Raw genomic sequence first — 21,040 nt, forward strand, 5'->3', positions numbered from 1 at the left:
AGACAGCGACGAACGGCTTAGCGATACGATACCTTATTGGAAGCGGTGATGAGCTAATGCATGTCCGAAAAATAATGAAAAAAGGGTTGATTTGCTGTCTTGGAACTTTATTGTGTTTCATCTCGTTGTTTGTCCCGATGAATGTCGGCGTGGCCGGCGCAACCGCGGCCGTACCGCTTGCAAATGCAGGTTTCGAGCAGGAGGTTACCGGCGGTGTGATTCCCGGCTGGAGGCAGACGTACGGTAATGGCGTCACGGCCGTTACATACGGAGTAGTAAACGAAGCCAAGCATAGCGGCAGCTTTAGTCTGCGGTTGGATGACCAATCGGTTACGTCCACGCTCGGACTGGAAAGCAACAAATTTACAGTGACCGGCGGGGTGAACTATTCCGCTTCCGCCATGTTTCAGGTAGAGCGCGAGAGACTCGCCATCTATTTACAGTTTTTTAACGCGGCCGGTACACGCGTCGGCAATACGTCGAGCTGGGTCGATCCGGGGGAAGACGCTTGGATCAAGGGAAGCGTCTCCGGTACGGCTCCGGCGGATGCAATAACCGGCTCAGTGCTGCTGTACTCATCTTCGACGGGAAAGGGGGCGGGATATGTGGACGATGTGAAAGTGGAAGTGAACCCGATCGGGACTTTCGAAAATTTGGGAGAGCCGATATTGAACTTCATTAACCAAGATGCGGCGATCGGGAAGGAACAGGGCAAGGATGTGGCGTATGCCGTAGTGAAAGGCGCGAACGATAGCACCGTGTTCGCCGTGTTCGACCTGCTGAGCGCCAAAGTGATCAAAACGATTCCGATGCCCGGTGTTACCGGAGCTTGGGGGGTCAAGGCGGCGAGCGACGGCAAAATATATGCCGGTACGCACTACGACGGCCATCTGTTCCAATATACGCCAGGGGGCGACAGCCTCGTCGATCTGGGCCGACTGGGCGAAGAGACGCATGTATGGACGCTGGTCGCGGGTGCGAACGGCAAGATATATGCAGGCACTTACCCGAATGCGCATGTATTCGAGTATGACCCGGTAACAAATCTCGTTAACGATCTCGGGCGGGTGCATCCGACTGAGAAGTATGTGCGCTCCCTTGCGTACGATTCGGACCGCAACGTACTGTATGCCGGTGTCGGCGGGTCGACGGCCGGTATCGTTAAAATCAATCTTGCGACCGGCAGCCAGCAGGAAATTTTGCAGCAATTGCTGCCGAACGCTTATTCGAATTACGATTTTGCCATGAATATGGGCTATGCGCTAGGCAAGCTGTTCGTCAGGCTCAACAAGCCGGATCATCTGCTTATCGTAGATGTGGCTACGGAGTCGATCGAATATTACGATCCGAACGGTCTTGGCATGGGATCGCGGACGTTGGCTACGAAGCCGGGGGATACTCAGAACATTTATTTCGGCGGATACATTTTGCGCTCCTACAACATTGCCACCCAGACGTTCGCCGTAGAGTTCTCCGATCCGAATGCAAGGGCAGCGAACTTCTTTGACGGCAAATTCGTTCAACTGAACGACCCGTCATGGCCAGGCTACACGTTTATCGGCGTCAGTGAAAAAGGCCAAATCATGATGCACAACAAGCAGACCGGGGAGCTGTCTACGAATCAGGTGGACAATTACGGTTCGCCGATCTTGATCCAGAGCGTGCATACCGGATTCGACGGCAATATTTACATTGGCGGTTACTTGGGAGCTACAGGGTTTACGTCGTACCGTCCGTCGGACGGGACGTTCACGGAGATCCAGCAGTTCGGGCAAGTGGAATCGGTCGCGAGTGTCAACAATAAGCTGTACATTGGTACTTACGGCAATGCGAGGGTGTATGAATACGATCCGACCGCGGCGTGGACCTCTACGAACCCCCGCCGGGTAGCCGAGCTGGTGAAGGACAATCAGGATCGCCCGTTTGCGATGGCAGGCGTCGATTCGCTCAATAAGCTTTACGTCGGCTCGGTTCCGGATTACGGCTCGCTGAGCGGGGCGCTGACGGTCTATGACGTGCCGACGCGGAAAGCACAAGTATTCAAGGATATCGTACACAACCAAGGCGTCGTTTCCCTTGTGTACAAGGATGGACTTGTATACGGAGGGACGACGATCTACGGCGGTCTCGGCACCAGCGGTCCGTCGGAGAATGAAGGCAAGCTCTTCGTATTCGATACGGCGACGAATACCAAAGTATTCGAGATTGCCCCCGTTCCAGGGCGGAAAGTTGTGAGCGGCTTGCTGGCCGGACCGGACGGCCTGATCTGGGGCGTAGCCGAGGATACGATTTTCAAATTGGACCCGAATACGCGTCAGGTCGTATACAAAGCGGCGAAGCTGGGCCGTTATGCCACAGGCACCGTCTGGGTCGATGCATTCCTCAAGCTGGGGGCGGACGGCAACGTGTACGGGACGAACCGGCAAAAAACATTGTTCATGATCAAGCCGGATACGATGGATTTTGTTGTAATCAAAAACGGCGCGGGCAACTACTTAACGCAGGATGCATACGGCAATTTATATATGGCAAACGACGCAACGTTGTGGAAATATACGCTGCCGGCCGACGAACAATCCGTTGCCGATATGCTGCATAGATCAGCGGAAGCCGGACAAATACCGCAGCCGGTTCAAGCGCAATTGACGAATGCTTTGCGCCAGGCTGCCGATCAATACGGAAAGCAGCATAAAGACCAGGCGGTGAAGCATCTGCGCGATTTTCTAAAGCATCTTCACAACCCGGCATTCGACACATCCGTCTCGCCGAAAGCGAAATGGCCGCTGGATCAGCAGGTGAGAACGCTGCTTGGCAAATGGGATTCCGAGTAGGAGCATCGCTCGGGCGGCTTGCATGGTTTGAACGGAAATAGAATGAAAACTAGCGGGTTGTCGCTGTGTACGATATGGCGGCAGCCCGTTTGTATGTATTCATTCAAAGCAGGGTGGCTCGGGACTCTTCTTGAAGCTGGCGGCAAGTTCGAGTATGCTGAGAATACATATTATATGGACAATGGTGGCGGTCACAATGGAAGAGTCGGAAAAACCGAGCCGCAGGACGTTTCAGGCGCGACTCGATCGGATGGTCGATACGATTCGGGGCGAAATCATGAGTGGTGCTTATCGGGAAGGCGATTTTTTGCCCTCGGAGAAAGCTTATGCGAAGCAATACCGGATCAGCAACAAGACGGTGCGTCAAGGACTTGAAGTGCTCGTAGCCGAACGGCTGATCGAGAAAATACCGCGCGTGGGCAACAAGGTCGCCAAGGTTTCCCGCGGAGATACGACGGTGATCAGGTTCGGCTGCCATACGTCGCTATTTCAGGAAGCGATCATGAGGACGCTGATCGGGGAATTTCATAAGCAGCACCCTGGGGTTCGCGTCGAACTGGTTCCGCTTCCATCCGGGCTGCTCACATATCCAATGGTGAAATCGATGGTCGTGGAGAACGAGATCGATGTGTTTACGATGAATTACAACAGCTATGACGATTTTCGGCTGAACGATGCTTTGGACGAACTGGAAACGCTCGAATCGAATCCTGCCGTCTATCCGTTTCTGAACGAATCGGTGACGCATGAAGGCCGATTAAAGCTGCAGCCGTTCGTATTTTCGCCCCTGATCTTGTGCTACAACAAGAACCATTTTTGGGAGAAGGGCGTGATGGAGCCGGACAGCAGTTGGCGCTGGAATGTGTTGTTCGAGCAGGCGTCAAAGCTCGCGGTGGAGAATGAGCGTCTCGGATTTTATTTCCATTTCCCGTCGAGCAACCGTTGGCCGGTCTTTTTGCTGCAAAGCGGCATCCGTTTCGATCGCAATCCTTCGGGACGTGCCGCCGGCAGCACCGAGCAATTGAAGGAAAGCCTACGCGCTTGCCGGGAGCTGATCTATATGCAAAATCGCTTCCCGCTGTTTTTATCGGAGAAGGACGGGGATGCGGAAGAGCTGTTCTTTAGCGAAAAAGTATCGATGATCATGACGACGTACCTGGCTTTGAACCACCATGAGCCCCGCACGAAATTCGAATACGATATCGCGCCGCTGCCTTACCTGAACGACCCGAAGACGCTGCTGCTGATGATCGGGCTGGCCGTGAGTGGGCAATCGAAGGCAAAAGAGAGCGCTCGTCGCTTCGTCGAATTTCTCGCATCATATCAGGTGCAGCTGATGATTCGCCAGAAGACGCTCAGCATCCCAAGCTTGAAGCCGGCGGCGGAATGGAGCGGCAAGGAGACGATGTATCGGCCGTCGCGGTTCCCGATGTACCGGGACATCATCCCGACGTTTCGTTCGTTCGCCGCCTTGAACATGTCGTCATCGGAATTGTACCGGTTCTATCGTGAGGCGAAGCTGTTCTGGTCGGGACTGGAGACGGAGGAAGCCATCGTAAAACGGTTGGAGCGGTTGCTGTACAAGCCGCAGGAAAGCGCCGAGGATCTTCCGAGGACGGTCTATCCTATGAATCATGTCGAAGAATAGGACGTGTAGCGCCTAGGAAAAAGGAATACGCTCATTAACGCACTGTCGCAGACAGTGCGTTTTATTATGTTTACTGTCGCTGCTGGCCGCACGCTAAAGCAAACCGATCAATTTTTTAATTCCGCTAAGTCGAGCTGGCGAATCCGCACTGGATCGGCGATCATTTCGATCTCGGCGATCTTCCCGCCCACAATCTTGAGTTCGAGTACGAATAGCATTTGACCGCGAGGCGCAACGACGACACCCACAGATCCGTTCACGAGCACCGGCCTCGCCCCTTGGGCACGACCAGCGAAGCCTTTGGCGACAGCTTCCGCTCCTTGAACAATCGGCCATGCAGCGACCGGCGGGAATGCAGGGTCTTGCCGGAGCACAATATCAGGGTCCAGTACCGCAAGAAGCTTCTCAAAATCTCCCGTGCGCGACGCAGCCAGAAAAGCTTCTACAAGCTCCTTTTGTCGATTGAATGCTTCCGAATCCGCAGTCGCCTTCGCCCCCTGAACCCGGCGGCGTGCACGGCTCGCAAGCTGTCTGGCTGCAGCATCGTTACGCCCTATAATCGGGGCAATCTCCGAGAAGGACAGGGCGAAAATATCGTGCAAAACGAAGGCGATACGTTCGGAGGGATTTAAATTCCCAAGGACCATCAGCATCGCAAGACCAACAGAGTCGGCCAGTAATGCTTCGTACTCGGGATCGCTTTCATCCTGACGGCTATGAGCCGGTTCAGGCATCCTCTCCAGCGTAAGCTCCTCACGTCGCGATTTGCGAGTTCGCAGCATATCCAGGCACACCCTCGAGACGATCGTTGTTAGCCAGCCCCCCATATTCTCGACCTCGCTGCTATGGGTGCGGCTAAGCCGTATCCATGATTCCTGCACAGCATCATCCGCTTCACTTACAGATCCGAGCATCCGGTAAGCTACTCTTTGCAAGTGATTCCGATGCGCCTCGAATTGTTCCACAAGCCAATCTTGATCGTTCATACATGACATTCCTTCCTTCGGTTCCTTTTTACTTATATGTCGTACAAAACCTAACAAATGTGACAATGGAAATGTATGCATCTGTCACGTTTCCTCGCTGACTTACGACATCATGAGTGATAAGGGAAACCGGATCATACGAAGAAGATCGAGGGGATCCCGGAGAAACATGCAATCGAAGGAGGTGTGATTCGGAGATATGCCGCTGGGTGTGATGGCGGGCAGCTCGAAAAGTGTGGGCGCAGGTAAGATGAAGGGTATGACGCAGATAATAAAGGGAGGAAATGTTTATGACTGTATTTTCCATCGTTCTTCAAAGTTTGTTGATCTTGTACTATCTCTTTTCAGGAGGAGCGAAGATCGTCGGGGCCCAATACTGGGCCGATATATTCAAGAACCTTAGACTGCCGCAGTGGCTTCGTGTCGTTACAGGTATCGTCCAGTTAGTCGGGGCTGCATTGCTCATCATCGGCTACTGGTATGCAGGGGCGGTCGCATGGGCCGGCGTATGGCTTGGAATCACAATGGTATTGGCGTGCCTCGCCCATTTCAGGGTCAAAGATTCAATCGGCAAAACAGTGCCAGCCATCGTGTTTACCGTGTTAATCATCATTTTAACCATCCTTAATGCAGACAGCCTGAATCTTCCTATATGATAAGTTGCTGGCCAATATAGGGAGTCGTCAGCTTTGTTGCTGCCACATTTGCCGGAACGCTAGCGGGGTGGTGCCTTCCTGCTTTCTGAAGATGTTGATGAAGTGACTGACATGCTCGAAACCGCTATGGTGCGCAATCTCCTTCACGGTCATGGCGGTATGAATCAGCATTTCCTTCGCTTCGTTGATGCGGATATTAATTAAATACTGGTTCGGCGTGCAGCCGGTATATTTTTTAAATTGCTTCAGCAGATGGTATTTGTTGACCGATACCTCTGCGGCAAGCAAATCGAGCGTTAGTTTTTCCGCGTATCTTTTGTCGACCAATTCCACGGTTTTTTTGATAAACGCGGGGATGGAGCCCGGCGACGCCCAGTTTCCCGGAATTTTGACGCAGAGCAGCAGCTCCGTCAACATATCGGTAATGATCTGCGAAGCGACCGGCTCCATTCCTGCGTCCTTCCGGGTATGAACCTCCAGCAATCTCCACAAGTTCGCCGGTATGTTTGATTCCGGGATAATTTCGACGACGGGGGAGTTGTGCTCGCTAAATTGATTATAATAGCCATTGCAGCAAATCCCGTTAAAGTGCACCCACAAGATTTCCCACGGCTCTGTCCCATCCTGCTCATAATACTGATATTCGCGGCAATCGATGTAGAAGACGTGGCCTTTTGACAGCTTGTATTTTTTGCCGCGATACGTCAGGCTCCCCTTACCGGACACGGTATACAAAATCAAATACGAATGCAGCCGTTCTCTTTCCGTAAAATAATCGCTGAGCGCAAAGAAGTGACCGATTTCCTGCACATAGAAAAAAGTATTCCGGGCGGCGGGGCTTGGCGTTGCGATAATGTATACGGATTGATCCGACCATGCATACGACGCCCTCAAATAATAAGTCTTCGTCATTGTACACCCTCACCCGTTCTCATCCTGATAGTTAAAATAGTAACACAAGTGCCATTCGGAATCATGAGTGAAGTTGGACAGTCGCTCGGCAGCCGCTCAACATACTGTTATTTTTGCCCAATTTCCTTCGATGAACCGCAGGGATTAGAAGGCTATAATGAAGGAAAGACATTTATTTCTCGAGCTTGGGGAGGAGAACGACGAATGGAACAAGTGGCACAACATTTTGCAAACCCGCCGAGGGAGTTTTCGCCCGTGCCGATTTGGTGGTGGAGCGGTGACGAGCTGAATCTCGAACGATTGAGATGGCAAATGGAGAAGTTTGTCGAAGGCGGCGTCTATAACTTGCTTGTATTCAATCTGGCGCCGACCGGTCCGCTTTACGGTTCCGATGCCGATCGACCTCATTTTTTTACCGAACAATGGTGGGATGTGTTCGCTAGCGTATGCGAATTTGCCGATGAGCTTGGCATTCGTCTTTGGTTTTACGATCAGATCGGATTTTCCGGGGCAAATATCCAGGCGAATTTGGTGCGAAATGAGTCGTCTTATGCCGGGCAATCGATGGAAACGCTCACAACGCTAGGGGAGGATTCGTTGACGGTTCGCTGCCCTGCGGAGGGAGAACTTCTGGCAGCGGTAGCCGTCCCCGTTGACGACGAAGGCAATGCGGCCGGGGACCCGGTAGAAATTGCTGCAAGCGGAACAGAAGTCACCTTCTCCATGCCCGGCCGGTTTCGTTTACGTCTGATCTACGCCATACGGCGCGGCTTCGATTATTTCTCTGCCGAAGCTTGCCGTTCTCTGCTGGATCAAGTGCATGGCGAGTTCGAGCGCCGGGCAAGCCACTGGTTCCGCGACGTCATCGTCGGTTCTTTTCAGGATGAATTGCCGAACCTCCCGACATGGGGCTCGCAATTTGCGGATCAGTTCCGTCAGCGCAAAGGCTACGATCCACGCTTGATGTATTTGTGGGAAGGCGACAGCGCCGAGGCGCGCCGCATGCGGATCGATTACCAGCAAGTGAGAGCGGAGCTGGCCGAGGAGGCGTTCTTCCGTCCGTTTTTCGAATGGCACGAGCGCCACGGGCTCACTTGCGGGTTTGACCAGATGGGGCCTGCGAGAGGCGGCAATCCTGTGGCGGCCGTCAAATATTACGCAGATTACTTGCGTACGCACCGGTGGTACGGCGCCCCCGGCAGCGACCATCACGGAGAAGCGAAAATCCACAGCTCCCTTGCCCATGTGTACGACAAAAAGCGGGTGTGGATCGAATCCTTCCACAGCAGCGGCTGGGGCGGAACACTGGAAGAGACGTTCGACTGGCTGCTGCCGTGGATTCGGGCCGGAGCGAACCTGTACAATCCGCATGCCGCCTATTACAGCACGCGCGGCGGCTGGTACGAGTGGGCGCCGCCTTCCACCTGCTGGCGGCAGCCTTATTGGCGGCATTATTCGGTATTTTCCGGGGCGGTCAGCCGGCTGTGCTATTTGTTTACGCAAGGGCATCATGTTTGCGAAATCGGGATTTTGTATCCGACGACGGCGGTGCAGGCGAACCTTACCTTGAGCGAACCGCTCCCTCGGGCAAAAGCGGCACTGCAGTGCTACGCGTCGCTGGTTGGCAGCATGCATTGGAACAATACGAGCCCGGGCATCATGGACGGCGATCGGCGCGACTACGATATTTTGAATGACGACGCTTTGGAGCTAGCCGAGATTCGCGGCGGACGACTGTGTATTCGCGAAGAGGCATACCAGGCGATCATTCTTCCCGCCTGCTCCTTGCTGCGGGAGGAAACGGCCAAGATGCTGTGCCGGTTTGTGGAAGACGGCGGGACGCTGATCGCGATCGGCGAGGTGCCGCAGCCGCTGGACGACCGGCAGGATCGCCATGCCGCCAGGCTGGCCGGCTTGTTCGCAGAAGGGAAAGCGGTGTTCGTGGAAACGCCGGAAGAGGTCGTATCCCGCTTGTCGGGCATCAGGCGTACGGTCGATGCGCCCGTTCCGCTGCTTCATCGCAGAATTGGAGACTACGACGCGCTGTTCGTACAAGCGGCATTCCCTTGCGCCACCCATGTCAAGCCGAACATGAAGTGGGTTGAGGTGAGCTACAGCTTTACGCCTGACGAGTACCATCGGACCATGAAGGTCCGGTTGCCGGAATCGGCAAAGGAAGTGGAGCATTGGGACCCGATTACCAGCAAACGGATCATGCTGCCTGTACGACGCGGGTCCGACGGGGCAGAAGTGGAAGTTTCCTTTGCGAGCGGACCTGCGGCCGTTCTCGTCTGGAAGCGCGATGCATTGCCGGAAAGCGATTCCGCACCCGAACAAGCGGCATCGGGACCCATCGCGGCTATGCCATCGATCGCAGCGCAATCGGTGCTGCTGGGGGACAGCAAGTCCGAACCTCTCATGAGCCTTGGCGAAGAATGGGAATGCGAGCTTGTTCCGACGCTGGATAACCGTTACGGGGACTTTGACAAGCCCGACTATGAAGGAGCCCCTGCCACAGCTACATGGTTCATGGAACATCGGGTAGAACAGCCCGGTGAAGACGGACTTTCAGGCGGCTGGCACGAGCCTTCCGCTGCACGCCCGGGGCAGGTGCAGGCCACCTTCGGCACGTTCGCCTGGTGGTGCGGGCCTTATGCCGCAGCCGAATTGCCGCAGCCGGCGGCGGGGCGCGATGCCGGCCTGCTGGACACATCCGCAGCCGGATGGAAGCCTGCGGTGTATTCGTTAAGCCGCGGCATCGCGAAAAATCCGATACACGTGCAAACTCTCGGTCCCAAAGGTCATGTTCCTGAGGAGTTCCTCCTGTTCGGCAAAGTGTCGGCCGGCGAAGGAGTACACGTTCGAACGGGTATTTGGTCGGACACCGTGCAAAACGTGAATCTGGCGGTTGGTGCTCCCGCTATCAAAAAAGTTTGGCTGAACGGTTCTCTTCTGCATGCCGATCATCCCGGCTATTTGAGCGTGGTGCCTGTACGTCTGGAAGAAGGGCTGAACGTTCTCGATTTGCAGTTGTTCCCCGAGAAGGACAACAGCAGCTTGCGTGCATACTGGTGTCTCCTACGACAACCGGAGCGGTTCGCGAGACCGGAATGGCTGAAAGCGCCGGCTGGCGTCGTGAAGGATGACCGGATCGTCTTCAGCACGACCGTCGACATTCCTTTCCCGCCCGAGGAGGGCGTGATCCAGGTCGGTGCCGACGCCACTTGCCGGCTGCTCGTCAACGGTCAGCTGGACGGCCGGCAGGGAGGCTTCGATCCGTATTACAAAAACAGCCGAATTCAGCCGTATGCGGTGAGCAACTTCCGGATGGGAACGAATGAAATTGCCGTCGAGGTGCATGTGCCCGATTACGAGCCGGGCCTCCTGGTAGACGCCGAAGTGCGGGGCCCAGAGAACCAGGTTCTCACGTTCTTCAGCGGTTCGCACTGGCAGGTGCAGCATGCCGTGCCGGAAGCGCAGCCCGCGGCGCTGCTGCGGGGTTCGAGCGGCAGGTCGCATAATCAAGACCCGCCTGCCAGCCACCTGTGGCGCAGACCGCATCCGCTGCCGGGAGCGGCATGGCTGGAAGACGCGCCCGCCGACGATACCGTGGTCAGCCTTGTCCCCGACGCTTTCTTCGGCCAACAACGAACGGAGTGGTTCGGCTGGATCATTCCGCCTGGAGCTGACTGCGCATACTTGCCGGTTGCCGGGACGGCAAGATTATGGATCGACGGCGAGGAAGTGGCGGTGAAGGAGGGAGCAGCGGAGCTTCCCCGGCCGATGGCTGCGAAGCGGCGCGCTGTGCTTCGTGTCGTTCCGGGGCCCGGCCTGACGGGCGGCGCGGTGTTCCGGGCTCCCGTCACTTACCGGATCGCCGAGGGATGCATTCTGACAGGCGATTGGTCGGAGCAAGGCCTGGAATCGTATTCCGGCGGCGTACGTTACCGCAAGCAGCTCCGCCTCGACGATTCGCTTCCGTCATCGCTTGTCCTTGATCTGGGGCGCGTTCGCGGTACGGCGGAGGTGCTTGTGAACGGAAAGAGCGCCGGTATACGCGTCATGTCTCCTTACCGCTTCGATCTATCCGGGCTGTGCGTTCCCGGAGACAATACGATTGACATTATCGTATTTAATACGCTGGCGCCGTACCTCAATGCCGTCAGCCCGACGCACTACATTTTTGAAGGCCAGACCCTATCCGGTATGTTCGGACCGGTCGTTCTTTTCGCAGCCGAATCGTGATTTATTTGGAGGGATTGCAGCATGACCGTTTTGCAGCCGATCAAACCGGCGAAAAAAGCCAGAATCGGCCTATATTCCATCGGACTTCAGGAATATTGGCAGCAATTCGAACATCTTCGTGAGCGGCTATTGGAGTACAATGCCTTCATCGCGGCCCGCATGGAGGAATACGGCGAGGTTTACAACTTCGGCCTCGTCGACACGGAGGGAAAAGGCAGACAAGCGGGCGAATGGTTTAATGCGAACAATGTGGATATCGTTTTCTGTCATTCCGCTACCTACGCGACAAGCTCCGTCGTGCTTCCGGTGCATCAAATGTGCCGGAAGCACGCGGTCATCCTGAATTTGCAGCCGGCTACCCGTGTGAACTATGACTTAACGACGACCGGCGAATGGCTGGCGCACTGCGGAGCATGCCCCGTACCAGAAATCTCGAATGCCTTTGAGCGCGCCGGAATTCGTTTTCGCGTCGTGAACGGGCTGCTCGGGCTGGATTATACGCCAGTCGTGTCGCTGACCGACGAAACGACCCATCTGCGTCCCGAAGCGATAAGGGCGTGGACGGAAATCGCGGAATGGATTCGCAGCGCGGCGGTTGTCAGAACGCTGCAGAACAGCCGCTTCGGGTTTCTTGGCAACACGTATAGCGGCATGCTCGATATGTACAGCGATTTTACGATGCTGCAATCGCAGATCGGATTTCACGTCGAGATATTGGAAATGTGTGATCTGAACCGAATGCTCGAACGGGTGACCCCCGAAGAAATCGCGTCCAAGCGGGAAGAGGCATACCGCATGTTCGAAATCAGCGAGGATTCGCCAGCCGATCCGTTGGCCCGCCGGCCGACGGAGGAGCAGCTGGAATGGGCGTTCAAAGTCGCTGCGGCCCAGGAAAGATTCGTGCGTGAATATGATCTCGACGCACTCGTCTATTATTATCACGGCGCGCCGGGCAATGAATACGAGAAGCTGCAATCCGGCTTTATTCTCGGCCATTCCCTGCTCACGGCGCGAGGCATCCCTTGTGCCGGCGAAGGGGATTTAAAGACAGCGCTCGCCATGAAAATATGCGATATGTTGGGAACGGGGGGGAGCTACTCGGAGCTCGTCGTCGTGGATTACGAGGATCAAACCATTCTGCTCGGACACGACGGACCGTTTCATATCGCGATCTCCGAGGGGAAACCGGTGTTGCGCGGCATGGGATTGTATCATGGCAAATTGGGCAGCGGGATTTCTGTGGAAGCCAAGGTCAGAACCGGTCCGGTCACAACGTTGAACGTGACCCAGGGACGAGACGGCCGGCTGAAAATGATCGCGGGCTGCGGGCTGTCAACCGGCGGGGACATTATGCGGATCGGCAATACGCAGACCCCTGTCCGCTTCAACCAGCACCCTGACGCGTACATGGCCAGATGGTTTGCGGAAGCGCCGACGCACCACTGCGCGCTGTCTATCGGCCACAATGCGCAGCTGTTCCGCAAAGTGGCGGAGCTGCTGGAGTGTTCTTTTGTCACCCTATGCGGGGAGTAAGCGGGTTGCGCCGCATTCATTGTCGGCGCAATCCCGATTTTTCCAAGACGCGGCTGCTGCGGATCGACGCCAAGTCGATACCAGCTTAGCCGTTCGGGAGGTGAGTGCCTGCCGCTATCGCGAAACTCAGCTAGGACATCAGGGAGGGAACGTTTTTGGAAGCGCTTAATCGAGAGGGGATAACAAGAATGCCGAACAAACGAATCAGACTTAGTTTTGCGTTGCTGCCGTTATGTATCCTCACCGCCGCTTGCGGTGGAAACGGCGCGGGTACCGCGACCGACGCGGGGGCTGACAAATCGGGCAAAACCCCTGTGTCCAGCGAACCGGTAACCCTTACCTTTTACATGCATTCCGCAGGGATGTCCGATGACGAGTATAAGCGGTATGTTGTCGAACCGGTGCAAAAAAAATATCCGAACATCACGCTGGTGATGGAGCGCAGCGCGGACAAGAAGGTGGAGGATTTGATCGCCGCAGGCACGTATCCGGATATTATGACGGTGGATACGTATTCCGTCCTCAAGATGAAGGAGCTGGAGATGGCCCAAGAATTGACTTCGCTGGCCAAAGCGAACGGCTTCGACCGGACGAAATATACGCCTACCCTGATGAACGTGAACGATTTGTACGGCAAAAAAGGGGAGTTATACGCCATCCCGTGGGCCGCCCAATACACTGCGCTGTATTATAACAAGGACATTTTCGACAAATTCGGAGTACCGTACCCGAAGGACGGCATGACATGGGATGATGTGCTGGCGTTGGGCAGGAAGGTAATCGGAACGGACGGGAACACCCAGTATTACCCGCTCGGCAGCCAGGTGGATGCGTTCTATATCTACAGCCAGCTGTCCCCGGAGCCCCTCGTCAATCCGGCGACCAGGAAAGCGCAATTTAACAGCGAGCAATGGAAAACGGTATTCCAGCTTATGAAGAACATTACCGATTTGCCGAATAACAAATCCGGGTACGGGACGGGAAGAGACCGGTTTCTGAAAGACAAGACACTCGCCATGCTTCCCGATTGGGGATCTTACGCGAGCAACCTGATGACAGCGGAAAATCAAGGCGGAGCGGGGATGAAGTGGGATCTGGCCTCCTACCCTACGTTCAAAGAAAACCCCGGCGTCGGCCCCGCCAGCGGGCCGTTTCTGATGATGGTTTGCTCCCAGAGCAAGCACAAGCAGGAAGCGTTTCAAGTCATATCGGAAATCGTCAGCAAAGAAAATCAACTGGTCATCGCCAAGGAGGGGCAGAAACTGCCCGCTATGAACGATGAGGAGCTGAAGAAAAGCTTTGCGGCCAACAACCCGATCATGAAGGAGAAAAACGTACAAAGCATCTTCAAAGTGAAATCGGCTCCCATCGGCGTGAGAACGGAGTATTACGACGCAGCCAACAAGCCGCTGAAAGAAAATTTGAAGAAAGTCGCGGAAGGCACCATGGACATGAACACCGCACTCAGGGATGCGGAAGAAAAAGCGAACAAAGCCATTCAGACCCAGTTCGGGCAGTGATTCAGGGCTGCGAAGCGGCGGCGGTTTGTCGAATGATTTTACACGGCCAAGAATTGGCTGAACCACTAGCGACTCCGCCGGCGTCGAAGAAGGCCAACTCGCTGCGCGCTCACGGTTCTCCACCTGCAAAACGCTGAAGTACGACGTTATATGAATGCCCGGACGATGGCTGCTGCCTCGGTTCGGGCTTTTTCTATTATGGACGAGATCGACTCTCTGAAGGATGAAATGCAGCGCGGTCGTTCCGTCCTATGGAAGATAAGTTCAAGATCTTGCTGTATACTTAAGCTTAACCGGTACGATGAGGTGAACAACTGAAGGAGGTTTATACGTAATGAAATCTGACCGTATAAGCATCCCGGCGGGATTTTGGACGGGATTGCAGCAATTGGGGATTGCCCCGCACGATATAGCCCGCCAAGCGCAGCTGCCGCTTCACATCATGACAGAGCCCGCGGTCGAGATCGACCATTATTTCAAAATTTGGAAAGCATACTCCGAGCTCGTTGGCGATACGGCCATCGCGATCCTCCAACTTGCAACCGTCTTTGAAACGGCGCAATATCCGCCGACTGCCTTAGCGACCTACCATGCTCGTAACTATCGCGACGCCCTTAACCGAATGGCACTTTACAAACAGCTTTGTCCTCCGGAAGGTTTGCGTATTTCCGAAGACGGCGAACGCTGTACCATTGAACTGGATTCGATACGCGGGGGGCAGCTCGAACCGCCAGTGCTGGTGGGAACCACTCTGGCTTTTCTCCTGGAGCTGGGTCGGCGGGGCACAGGCCAGCCTTTAAGGGCCCAATCCGTGGAATTTTCCCAATCGATGGGAGATGTAAAGGCTCTTGAAACTTACTTCGGGTGTCGTGTCCGGACAGGAACACCGGCAGACCGATTGACGCTATATCGAAGCGATTTGGACCGTCCTTTTACTTCCTACAATAAAGAGCTGCTGGAGATCCTGACTCCCATATTGGATCGATCTTTGGATGAACACCGCAGCCGCTCCATATCCGAGAAGGTCAAGCGGATCTTGAGGCGCAGCCTAACCGGAGGGGGCTTAGACATTCGAGCTGCGGCGAGCGAATTGGGTGTGAGCAACCGTACGCTGCAGCGTCGTCTTACCGACGAAGGCACAACGTTCAAGCAACTGTTGACACAGACCCGGCATGAACAGGCGCGAGAATACTTGGCAAACCCCGAGCTCGATATCCAAGAAGTGGCTTTCTTAATTGGATATGAGGACCAGAACTCGTTTTATCGCGCCTTTCGGCTATGGGAAGGCGATACTCCCTCGCATTGGCGCTCCGCATATGTAAGGGCGACCGCTGCAGAATCCTCCACCTAGCCGCCTCGTTTATTCCGGTCTTCATAATTGGCGGGTGAAACAAGTAATTTGGCGCACTACACTAGTTACCGGACGATCCAAGCAAAGTAATATAATCTCTATCCGGAGCACAACGATGTTCCAACAATAACTTCTAATTCGGGCTTGCCCTGAATGGCAGCAAAGGAGATATAGGTTATGGATATGGGATTAACGAACAAAACAGCTTTAGTAACCGGATCAACCAAAGGGATCGGGAAGGCCATCGCCATTGAACTTGCCCGGGAAGGCGTCCATGTCCTGGTTAATGGACGTAATCATGAAGAGGTCGAACGAACCGTCAATGCATTGAAGTCAGAGTTCCCGGCGACCTCCCCCCAGAATGCGGCAGCTGATCTTGTGGACATGCAGCAAAGGGAGGCTTTGTTAGCGAAATTTCCTCGTGTCGATATATTAATAAACAATATGGGCATTTATGAAATCATGTCGTATGAGGACATTGACGATGAAATATGGGAGAAGTACTTCCGTACGAATGTCCTTGCCGCTAATGGGTTAGCTAAATATTACTTGCCCGGCATGCTAAAAAACAACTTCGGGCGAATCCTCTTTATCGCTAGCGAAGAAGCCATGATGCCTTCAGGGCAAATGCCGCAGTATTGCATGACCAAATCCATGTTACTCTCACTGTCAAAAAGCCTATCCAAACTAACGAGAGGGGCCGAGGTCACATCCAATACGATTATGCCGGGACCCACGCTTTCCGAGAAGGTATATCAAATCATTGAAGGGATGTTTCCTGACGATATGGACTTTTCGGAAAAAGAGAAAAAGTTTATGGCTGCACACCTGCCTCAATCAGAAATCCAGCGGTTTATCAAGCCTTATGAAATCGGCCGACTGGCTGCTTTCGTATGCAGCCCTTATGCATCGGCATTTAAAGGCTCCCCCATCCGTATGGACGGGGGGATGGTGCCTACTATTTTTTAACTTCAACGTTATTCGGCTGTGCACCACAAACTGAACGGCTGATTTACGGGTTCATGCAAGGTAATTTGTTCGCTTTCGATGTCACAAATCAGCTCGTTACATTGTTATATGTGCAAAACGTAATAAGGAGCTGAGGAAAGATGAACGACTTGACATGTATAATCATCGGAGGCGGCTATGCTGGGCTTGGAGCACTCAAAGCAATAAAGGAAGCGACCCGGGGCATGACGAACGGGCGGCGGATTCGGTTCGTTCTGTTCGACAAGCAGCCCGGTCATATGCGCAAAATGCTGTTGTTCCGGCCGGCCGTAGGCGAGGAAGAGATAATGATTCCCTGGACGCATTATCGGTTTTCAGAAGGAGTCGAATTCGTGCAGGCTGCGGTTACGTCTGTGGATCGCGGGGAAAAACAGATTCGATATGAGGATACGCAAGGAAATGAGGTCCGAATGGGTTATGACCTCTTGGTTGTTGCCGTCGGCAGCATCGTTCGGACGCCTGATCCTGATCAGGGCGGCATTTCGTTAACGGATCCGCAAACTGCGGCAGTCATCCGGGAGCGTTGGCGCGCCAATCTGCGGCAAGCTGTTGGTGAATCCAATGCTAAGGAAAGAAAGCGGCTGATGACAGTCGCAGTTGCGGGGGCGGGCATCAGCGGCGTTGAGACATCCGCTGAGTTGGCGCTTGAGATGCGGAAGGAAGCTTCGTCATTAGGATTGAGCCCGTCCGATGTTTCCGTCTATTTGCTGAGCGGCCAGGAACGGTTATTCCTGGAAGGACCCGAGAAGGTTGGGCGGAAATTAGACCAGGTACTCACCGAATGCGGCGTATCCGTACTTTACAACCGTAAAGTAATGCGGGAGGAAGCAGGAGTGGTTACATTGAATAATGGGGACCGTCTGCCGGTGGGTCTATGTATATGGACGGTAGGTTTGATTCCGAATCCGGCTCTTCGCACGATGGGCCTGCCGCTTACCCCCAATGGTCAAGTGCGGGTGGATGAATCTTATCGCGTCCAAGGGGCGCCGGGTGTATACAGCATTGGCGACTGTACGAGAATCGTCGACCCGAAAAACGGCAAGGCCGACCTGATGAGGGCCGGAGAATGCGGGCTGCAGGCTGATCGACTGGGGCACGTCGTAATGGCCGATCTGGAGGGCCGCCCCGCGCCGGTTCACAAATCCCCGAGCTCGATCATAGAATTTTTCTGCATCGGCCTCGGTGAAAATCGCGGAATGGTGTGGGGACGCAAATGGGGACTTGATCTGATTTTAACGGGAAAGACTGCGTGGAAAGTTAGGAAACTGGCATGGGATGCGGGCAGTAAGCTTCGGTAGAAGCGAGGATCCAAGAGTGAAATATTACAGGCAGAAAAGGTGTGATGGCGAATGGAGGAACTGTACGATCAATACAGAGCACTGCTGTTCACGCTAGCCTATCAGTTGACCGGTTCTGTAGCAGACGCGGAAGATGCGGTTCAGGATGTGTTTGTTAAGGTGTGCGACGTACATCCCGAAAGGTTGAAGGAGCCGAAGGCGTATTTGTGCAAAGTGGTAACCAATCACTGCCTTAATCAGCAGAAATCGGCGCGAAAGAGACGGGAAGTGTATGTCGGTACGTGGCTTCCCGAACCGATTTGGACAAATGGGGCCGATACGCTCGAGATGACAGTCGTCCGCCGCGATCTGCTGTCTTACGCCATGCTCGTACTGTTGGAAAAGCTGACGCCGACCGAGCGGACGGTCTTCGTCCTGCGGGAGGCGCTGGGCTTCGATTATCCGGAAATAGCGGAACTGCTCGACAAGGGAGAGGCGAATTGCCGCAAGCTGATGAGCAGGGCAAGAGGCAAGATGGGAATATCCGAGGAGGAGCCGGTCGCGGCTGAAGCGGTCGAGTTGGAATGGGTTAGCCGGTTCCTCGTATCCCTCGAGCAAGGTGACGTCGATCATGTGAAGTCTTTACTGACCGAGGACGCCATATTTGTCGCCGATGGAGGCGGGAAAGCCACCGCATTCCTGCATCCGGTACAAACGCGCGATCGCGTGGCCCAAGTCCTGATCGACGGGTTCCACGGCATAAGGCCGTATCATCATGGGAAACTCCACTTCGAGGCGGTCCCTCTGAACGGCGAGAACGGTATCGTCATCCGATCTGAGGACGCCATCGTGGCCGCTATATTTATACAGCTCCGACGCGGAAAGCTTGCCAGAATGTATGCGGTATGGAACCCGGATAAGCTTGTCCGAATGTAAGGATATTCTTGAACTCCCTCGGTACGATAGCTCAATAACGACGTCAAGAGGCCGCCGTGATGATCGGCGGCTTTTTGGCATGCTAACTGGCGGTTGTAGTTAATAAGGTCTTGGATTTTTTACTTTACACAAGAACATATGTACTATATATTAGTTGCAATGGATTAATATTCCATATTTTGTTGAGAGGTTATTAAATCTAAAATCTAGAAGCAAAGGATGATAAAAATGGATGTTCACGTAGTGACACTTAAATCATTCAATATTGTCGGTCCAATGATTACTACCAAGCTTTCTGAGGATCGAATAGGGGACTTATGGCGCGAGTTTGGACGGAGAAGGAATGAAATCATTAACCGGGTTGATCCATATTTTGCGTTTGGCTTAAGTGAATATAGTCCAAATCCCAGAGAAAGCTTTAACTATATCGTGGGGTTTTCCGTACATAATCTTGAACATGTCCCGGAAGGCATGGTAGGTAGAACGATACCGATGCAAGAGTATGCACTCTTTGTTTACACAGGTCACCGTATTGGCGAAGTATGGAAGTATTCCGGTAGTTGGCTTGCTGCATCGGAATACAAAAGAGCAGAATCCGCTGATTTTGAGCTTTACGATAATCGCTTCTTGGACAGGGAAGACGGAATGAAAACGATCTCGGTCTATATTCCGATAACCAAAAAGTAAGGCATTCACTGTTTTTTTGTCGGCATAACAATAATTGGAGGGTGATAGAAATGGAGCTAAAGGCTGATCGTTTGAATTATGAAATGGCTGATATTTCAGGCTCCCGGTTCGAAAAGGTTAAAGCAGAGGAATTATATTTTAATGATGTCTGTTTAGTTAGAACACGAATTAACAATGCGAACATGAGTGACATGGCGCTGCATGATGTGAACATGACTGGGTTTAAAATTTCGGATGCGAATTTGAGCCATCTTGAAATTGAAGGAGCCCAGATGGGCGGAGCCTACATACATAACATTGGTATCCCTAAAGAAGGGGATCCCCATTACCATCACAAAACCGCAGGACAACCCGTAAGATTTGAGAATTGTGAGCTAAGAGGCAGCCAGATTTCAAATTGCGACCTCAGCCATGTAGAGATATGGGATTGTGAATTAAAAGGAATGAAGATAAATGGGATACGGGTTGAAGAGCTTTTGGAATTGTATCAATCAAAATCGTAGTAAATTATTGATGTCATTAATGGTTAACGATACTTGGGAGCTGCCGCTAGGACAGCTCCCTCGTTATTGGCGCATTATTACCTTCGAATTAGTGTATAGTTCTGCGGAATGAGCGTATGATCTCCGTGCTGCTCCAGAATAACATAAGGGCGATTATAGGGTGAAGCGCAGACAATCCTCCGATCTGCGACGAGAAGAGAGCTGTCAGAAACATACCGATAATCATTCCAAATAGTCCGATGCATCTCAGGATTGTTTTCAAGGACAGCCGTCCGCTCCACGCCAACACAGCCATCATTAGCGGAAGGAACCCGAAATATCTTGCAAAGCTGATGTGGGCAGCCCAGTTCGTGGAATCGACGAATAACGCAAGTCCCGCGAAGAAAACTTGAACCGTAATGGAAGCTGCAAACAGCCATGCGAGCACAATAAAACAGAAACGGGCAATGCGACGAGATGAACTATCTTTCATAACTTCCTTTACCTCCGTCAATCGGATCCTCGCGGTCCGGATCTGCGTGCGTGATCACATGGGAAATGAGGGTGGGATCCGTTTCGTGAATCACAAAGACTTGCGGGGGTCTAGGTAATCGCAGGCGAGTATGATCGTGATGAACCCTAGTTACCAGAGTTCCCAGCGGTTGTCCGTTTTCCTGGCGAATGACACTCCAAAAACGTCTTTCGCGGTCTTCCCAAGGTCCCCAATGCTCTTCCGATTGCGGAAAAGTCCCCGGGAATACGGGACGGGGGACAAAACCGGCTCTCACCATCTCCGCGACCAAAGGCTCGAAAAGTTTGAGGCAGAAAAAGCCATAGGCAGAATCTCCTCCCACTATAAAGTAATGTTTTCTCCTGTTTTCTCACTAAATCTCAGTATTTCAACTTTGACGCTTAAGCGGCAGTCGTGGAGAATGTATCCTATGCATCGATTTTCGATCAGAGCGTAG

16 protein-coding genes are annotated in these 21,040 nt (G+C 53.5%); 12 read left to right on the plus strand and 4 right to left on the minus strand.

Annotated features, from left to right (window positions below):
• Nucleotides 1-125: 125 nt before the first annotated feature.
• Together KXG62_RS19350 and KXG62_RS19355 are read left to right on the plus strand one after the other, a co-directional pair.
• Nucleotides 126-2,831, plus strand: coding sequence for an FIMAH domain-containing protein (locus KXG62_RS19350; RefSeq protein WP_218093646.1), 2,706 nt, complete (start codon nucleotides 126-128; stop codon nucleotides 2,829-2,831).
• 196 nt (nucleotides 2,832-3,027) lie between these two features.
• On the plus strand, nucleotides 3,028-4,479 hold the full coding sequence (locus KXG62_RS19355) for an extracellular solute-binding protein (RefSeq protein WP_218093647.1): 1,452 nt from the start codon (nucleotides 3,028-3,030) through the stop codon (nucleotides 4,477-4,479).
• Nucleotides 4,480-4,586: 107 nt separating this feature from the next.
• On the opposite strand, the gene KXG62_RS19360 is transcribed toward KXG62_RS19355, so the two are convergent.
• Entirely contained in the window at nucleotides 4,587-5,465 is an 879-nt protein-coding gene (locus KXG62_RS19360) for a sigma-70 family RNA polymerase sigma factor (RefSeq protein WP_218093648.1), read from the minus strand.
• A 290-nt stretch (nucleotides 5,466-5,755) separates the two neighbouring features.
• Here KXG62_RS19360 and KXG62_RS19365 point away from each other — a divergent pair, with 290 nt between their 5' ends.
• Complete coding sequence (locus tag KXG62_RS19365; protein WP_218093649.1) at nucleotides 5,756-6,121, plus strand: DoxX family protein; 366 nt, start codon at nucleotides 5,756-5,758, stop codon at nucleotides 6,119-6,121.
• Nucleotides 6,122-6,148: 27 nt separating this feature from the next.
• Here the strand turns inward: KXG62_RS19365 and KXG62_RS19370 are convergent, their stop codons facing one another.
• Nucleotides 6,149-7,033, minus strand: coding sequence for an AraC family transcriptional regulator (locus KXG62_RS19370; RefSeq protein WP_218093650.1), 885 nt, complete (start codon nucleotides 7,031-7,033; stop codon nucleotides 6,149-6,151).
• Between the two features lie 204 nt (nucleotides 7,034-7,237).
• Between KXG62_RS19370 and KXG62_RS19375 the strand changes: the two genes are divergently transcribed.
• From KXG62_RS19375 to KXG62_RS19415, 9 genes are all read left to right on the plus strand, one after another.
• Complete coding sequence (locus tag KXG62_RS19375; RefSeq protein ID WP_218093651.1) at nucleotides 7,238-11,278, plus strand: glycosylhydrolase-like jelly roll fold domain-containing protein; 4,041 nt, start codon at nucleotides 7,238-7,240, stop codon at nucleotides 11,276-11,278.
• Nucleotides 11,279-11,299: 21 nt separating this feature from the next.
• Complete coding sequence (locus KXG62_RS19380; RefSeq protein WP_246627532.1) at nucleotides 11,300-12,811, plus strand: L-fucose/L-arabinose isomerase family protein; 1,512 nt, start codon at nucleotides 11,300-11,302, stop codon at nucleotides 12,809-12,811.
• Nucleotides 12,812-12,999: 188 nt separating this feature from the next.
• Nucleotides 13,000-14,331: an ABC transporter substrate-binding protein gene (locus KXG62_RS19385; protein ID WP_218093652.1), complete on the plus strand. Its 1,332-nt coding sequence runs from the start codon at nucleotides 13,000-13,002 to the stop codon at nucleotides 14,329-14,331.
• Nucleotides 14,332-14,665: 334 nt separating this feature from the next.
• Nucleotides 14,666-15,682, plus strand: coding sequence for an AraC family transcriptional regulator (locus tag KXG62_RS19390; protein ID WP_218093653.1), 1,017 nt, complete (start codon nucleotides 14,666-14,668; stop codon nucleotides 15,680-15,682).
• Nucleotides 15,683-15,859: 177 nt separating this feature from the next.
• Nucleotides 15,860-16,651 (plus strand): SDR family NAD(P)-dependent oxidoreductase, encoded by a 792-nt coding sequence (locus KXG62_RS19395; protein ID WP_218093654.1) that lies wholly within the window; start codon nucleotides 15,860-15,862, stop codon nucleotides 16,649-16,651.
• A 140-nt stretch (nucleotides 16,652-16,791) separates the two neighbouring features.
• Nucleotides 16,792-17,988 carry an NAD(P)/FAD-dependent oxidoreductase gene (locus KXG62_RS19400; protein WP_218093655.1) on the plus strand — a complete coding sequence of 399 codons (1,197 nt, stop codon included), beginning with the start codon at nucleotides 16,792-16,794 and terminating at the stop codon, nucleotides 17,986-17,988.
• 51 nt (nucleotides 17,989-18,039) lie between these two features.
• A complete protein-coding gene (gene sigJ / locus KXG62_RS19405; RefSeq protein ID WP_218093656.1) occupies nucleotides 18,040-18,903 on the plus strand; it encodes an RNA polymerase sigma factor SigJ in 864 nt (287 codons plus the stop codon).
• A 228-nt stretch (nucleotides 18,904-19,131) separates the two neighbouring features.
• Nucleotides 19,132-19,590 carry a GyrI-like domain-containing protein gene (locus KXG62_RS19410; RefSeq protein WP_218093657.1) on the plus strand — a complete coding sequence of 153 codons (459 nt, stop codon included), beginning with the start codon at nucleotides 19,132-19,134 and terminating at the stop codon, nucleotides 19,588-19,590.
• 50 nt (nucleotides 19,591-19,640) lie between these two features.
• Nucleotides 19,641-20,093 carry a pentapeptide repeat-containing protein gene (locus KXG62_RS19415; protein ID WP_218093658.1) on the plus strand — a complete coding sequence of 151 codons (453 nt, stop codon included), beginning with the start codon at nucleotides 19,641-19,643 and terminating at the stop codon, nucleotides 20,091-20,093.
• A gap of 88 nt (nucleotides 20,094-20,181) precedes the next feature.
• On the opposite strand, the gene KXG62_RS34670 is transcribed toward KXG62_RS19415, so the two are convergent.
• Nucleotides 20,182-20,565, minus strand: a complete 384-nt coding sequence (locus KXG62_RS34670; RefSeq protein WP_425517360.1) for a DUF6220 domain-containing protein — start codon at nucleotides 20,563-20,565, stop codon at nucleotides 20,182-20,184.
• Nucleotides 20,555-20,929, minus strand: a complete 375-nt coding sequence (locus KXG62_RS34675) for a DUF6022 family protein (RefSeq protein WP_425517361.1) — start codon at nucleotides 20,927-20,929, stop codon at nucleotides 20,555-20,557. Before KXG62_RS34675 ends, KXG62_RS34670 begins: the two co-directional genes overlap by 11 nt.
• Between the last annotated feature and the right edge of the window lie 111 nt (nucleotides 20,930-21,040).

Source organism: Paenibacillus solanacearum (assembly GCF_910593845.1).
GTDB lineage: Bacteria > Bacillota > Bacilli > Paenibacillales > NBRC-103111 > Paenibacillus_G > Paenibacillus_G solanacearum.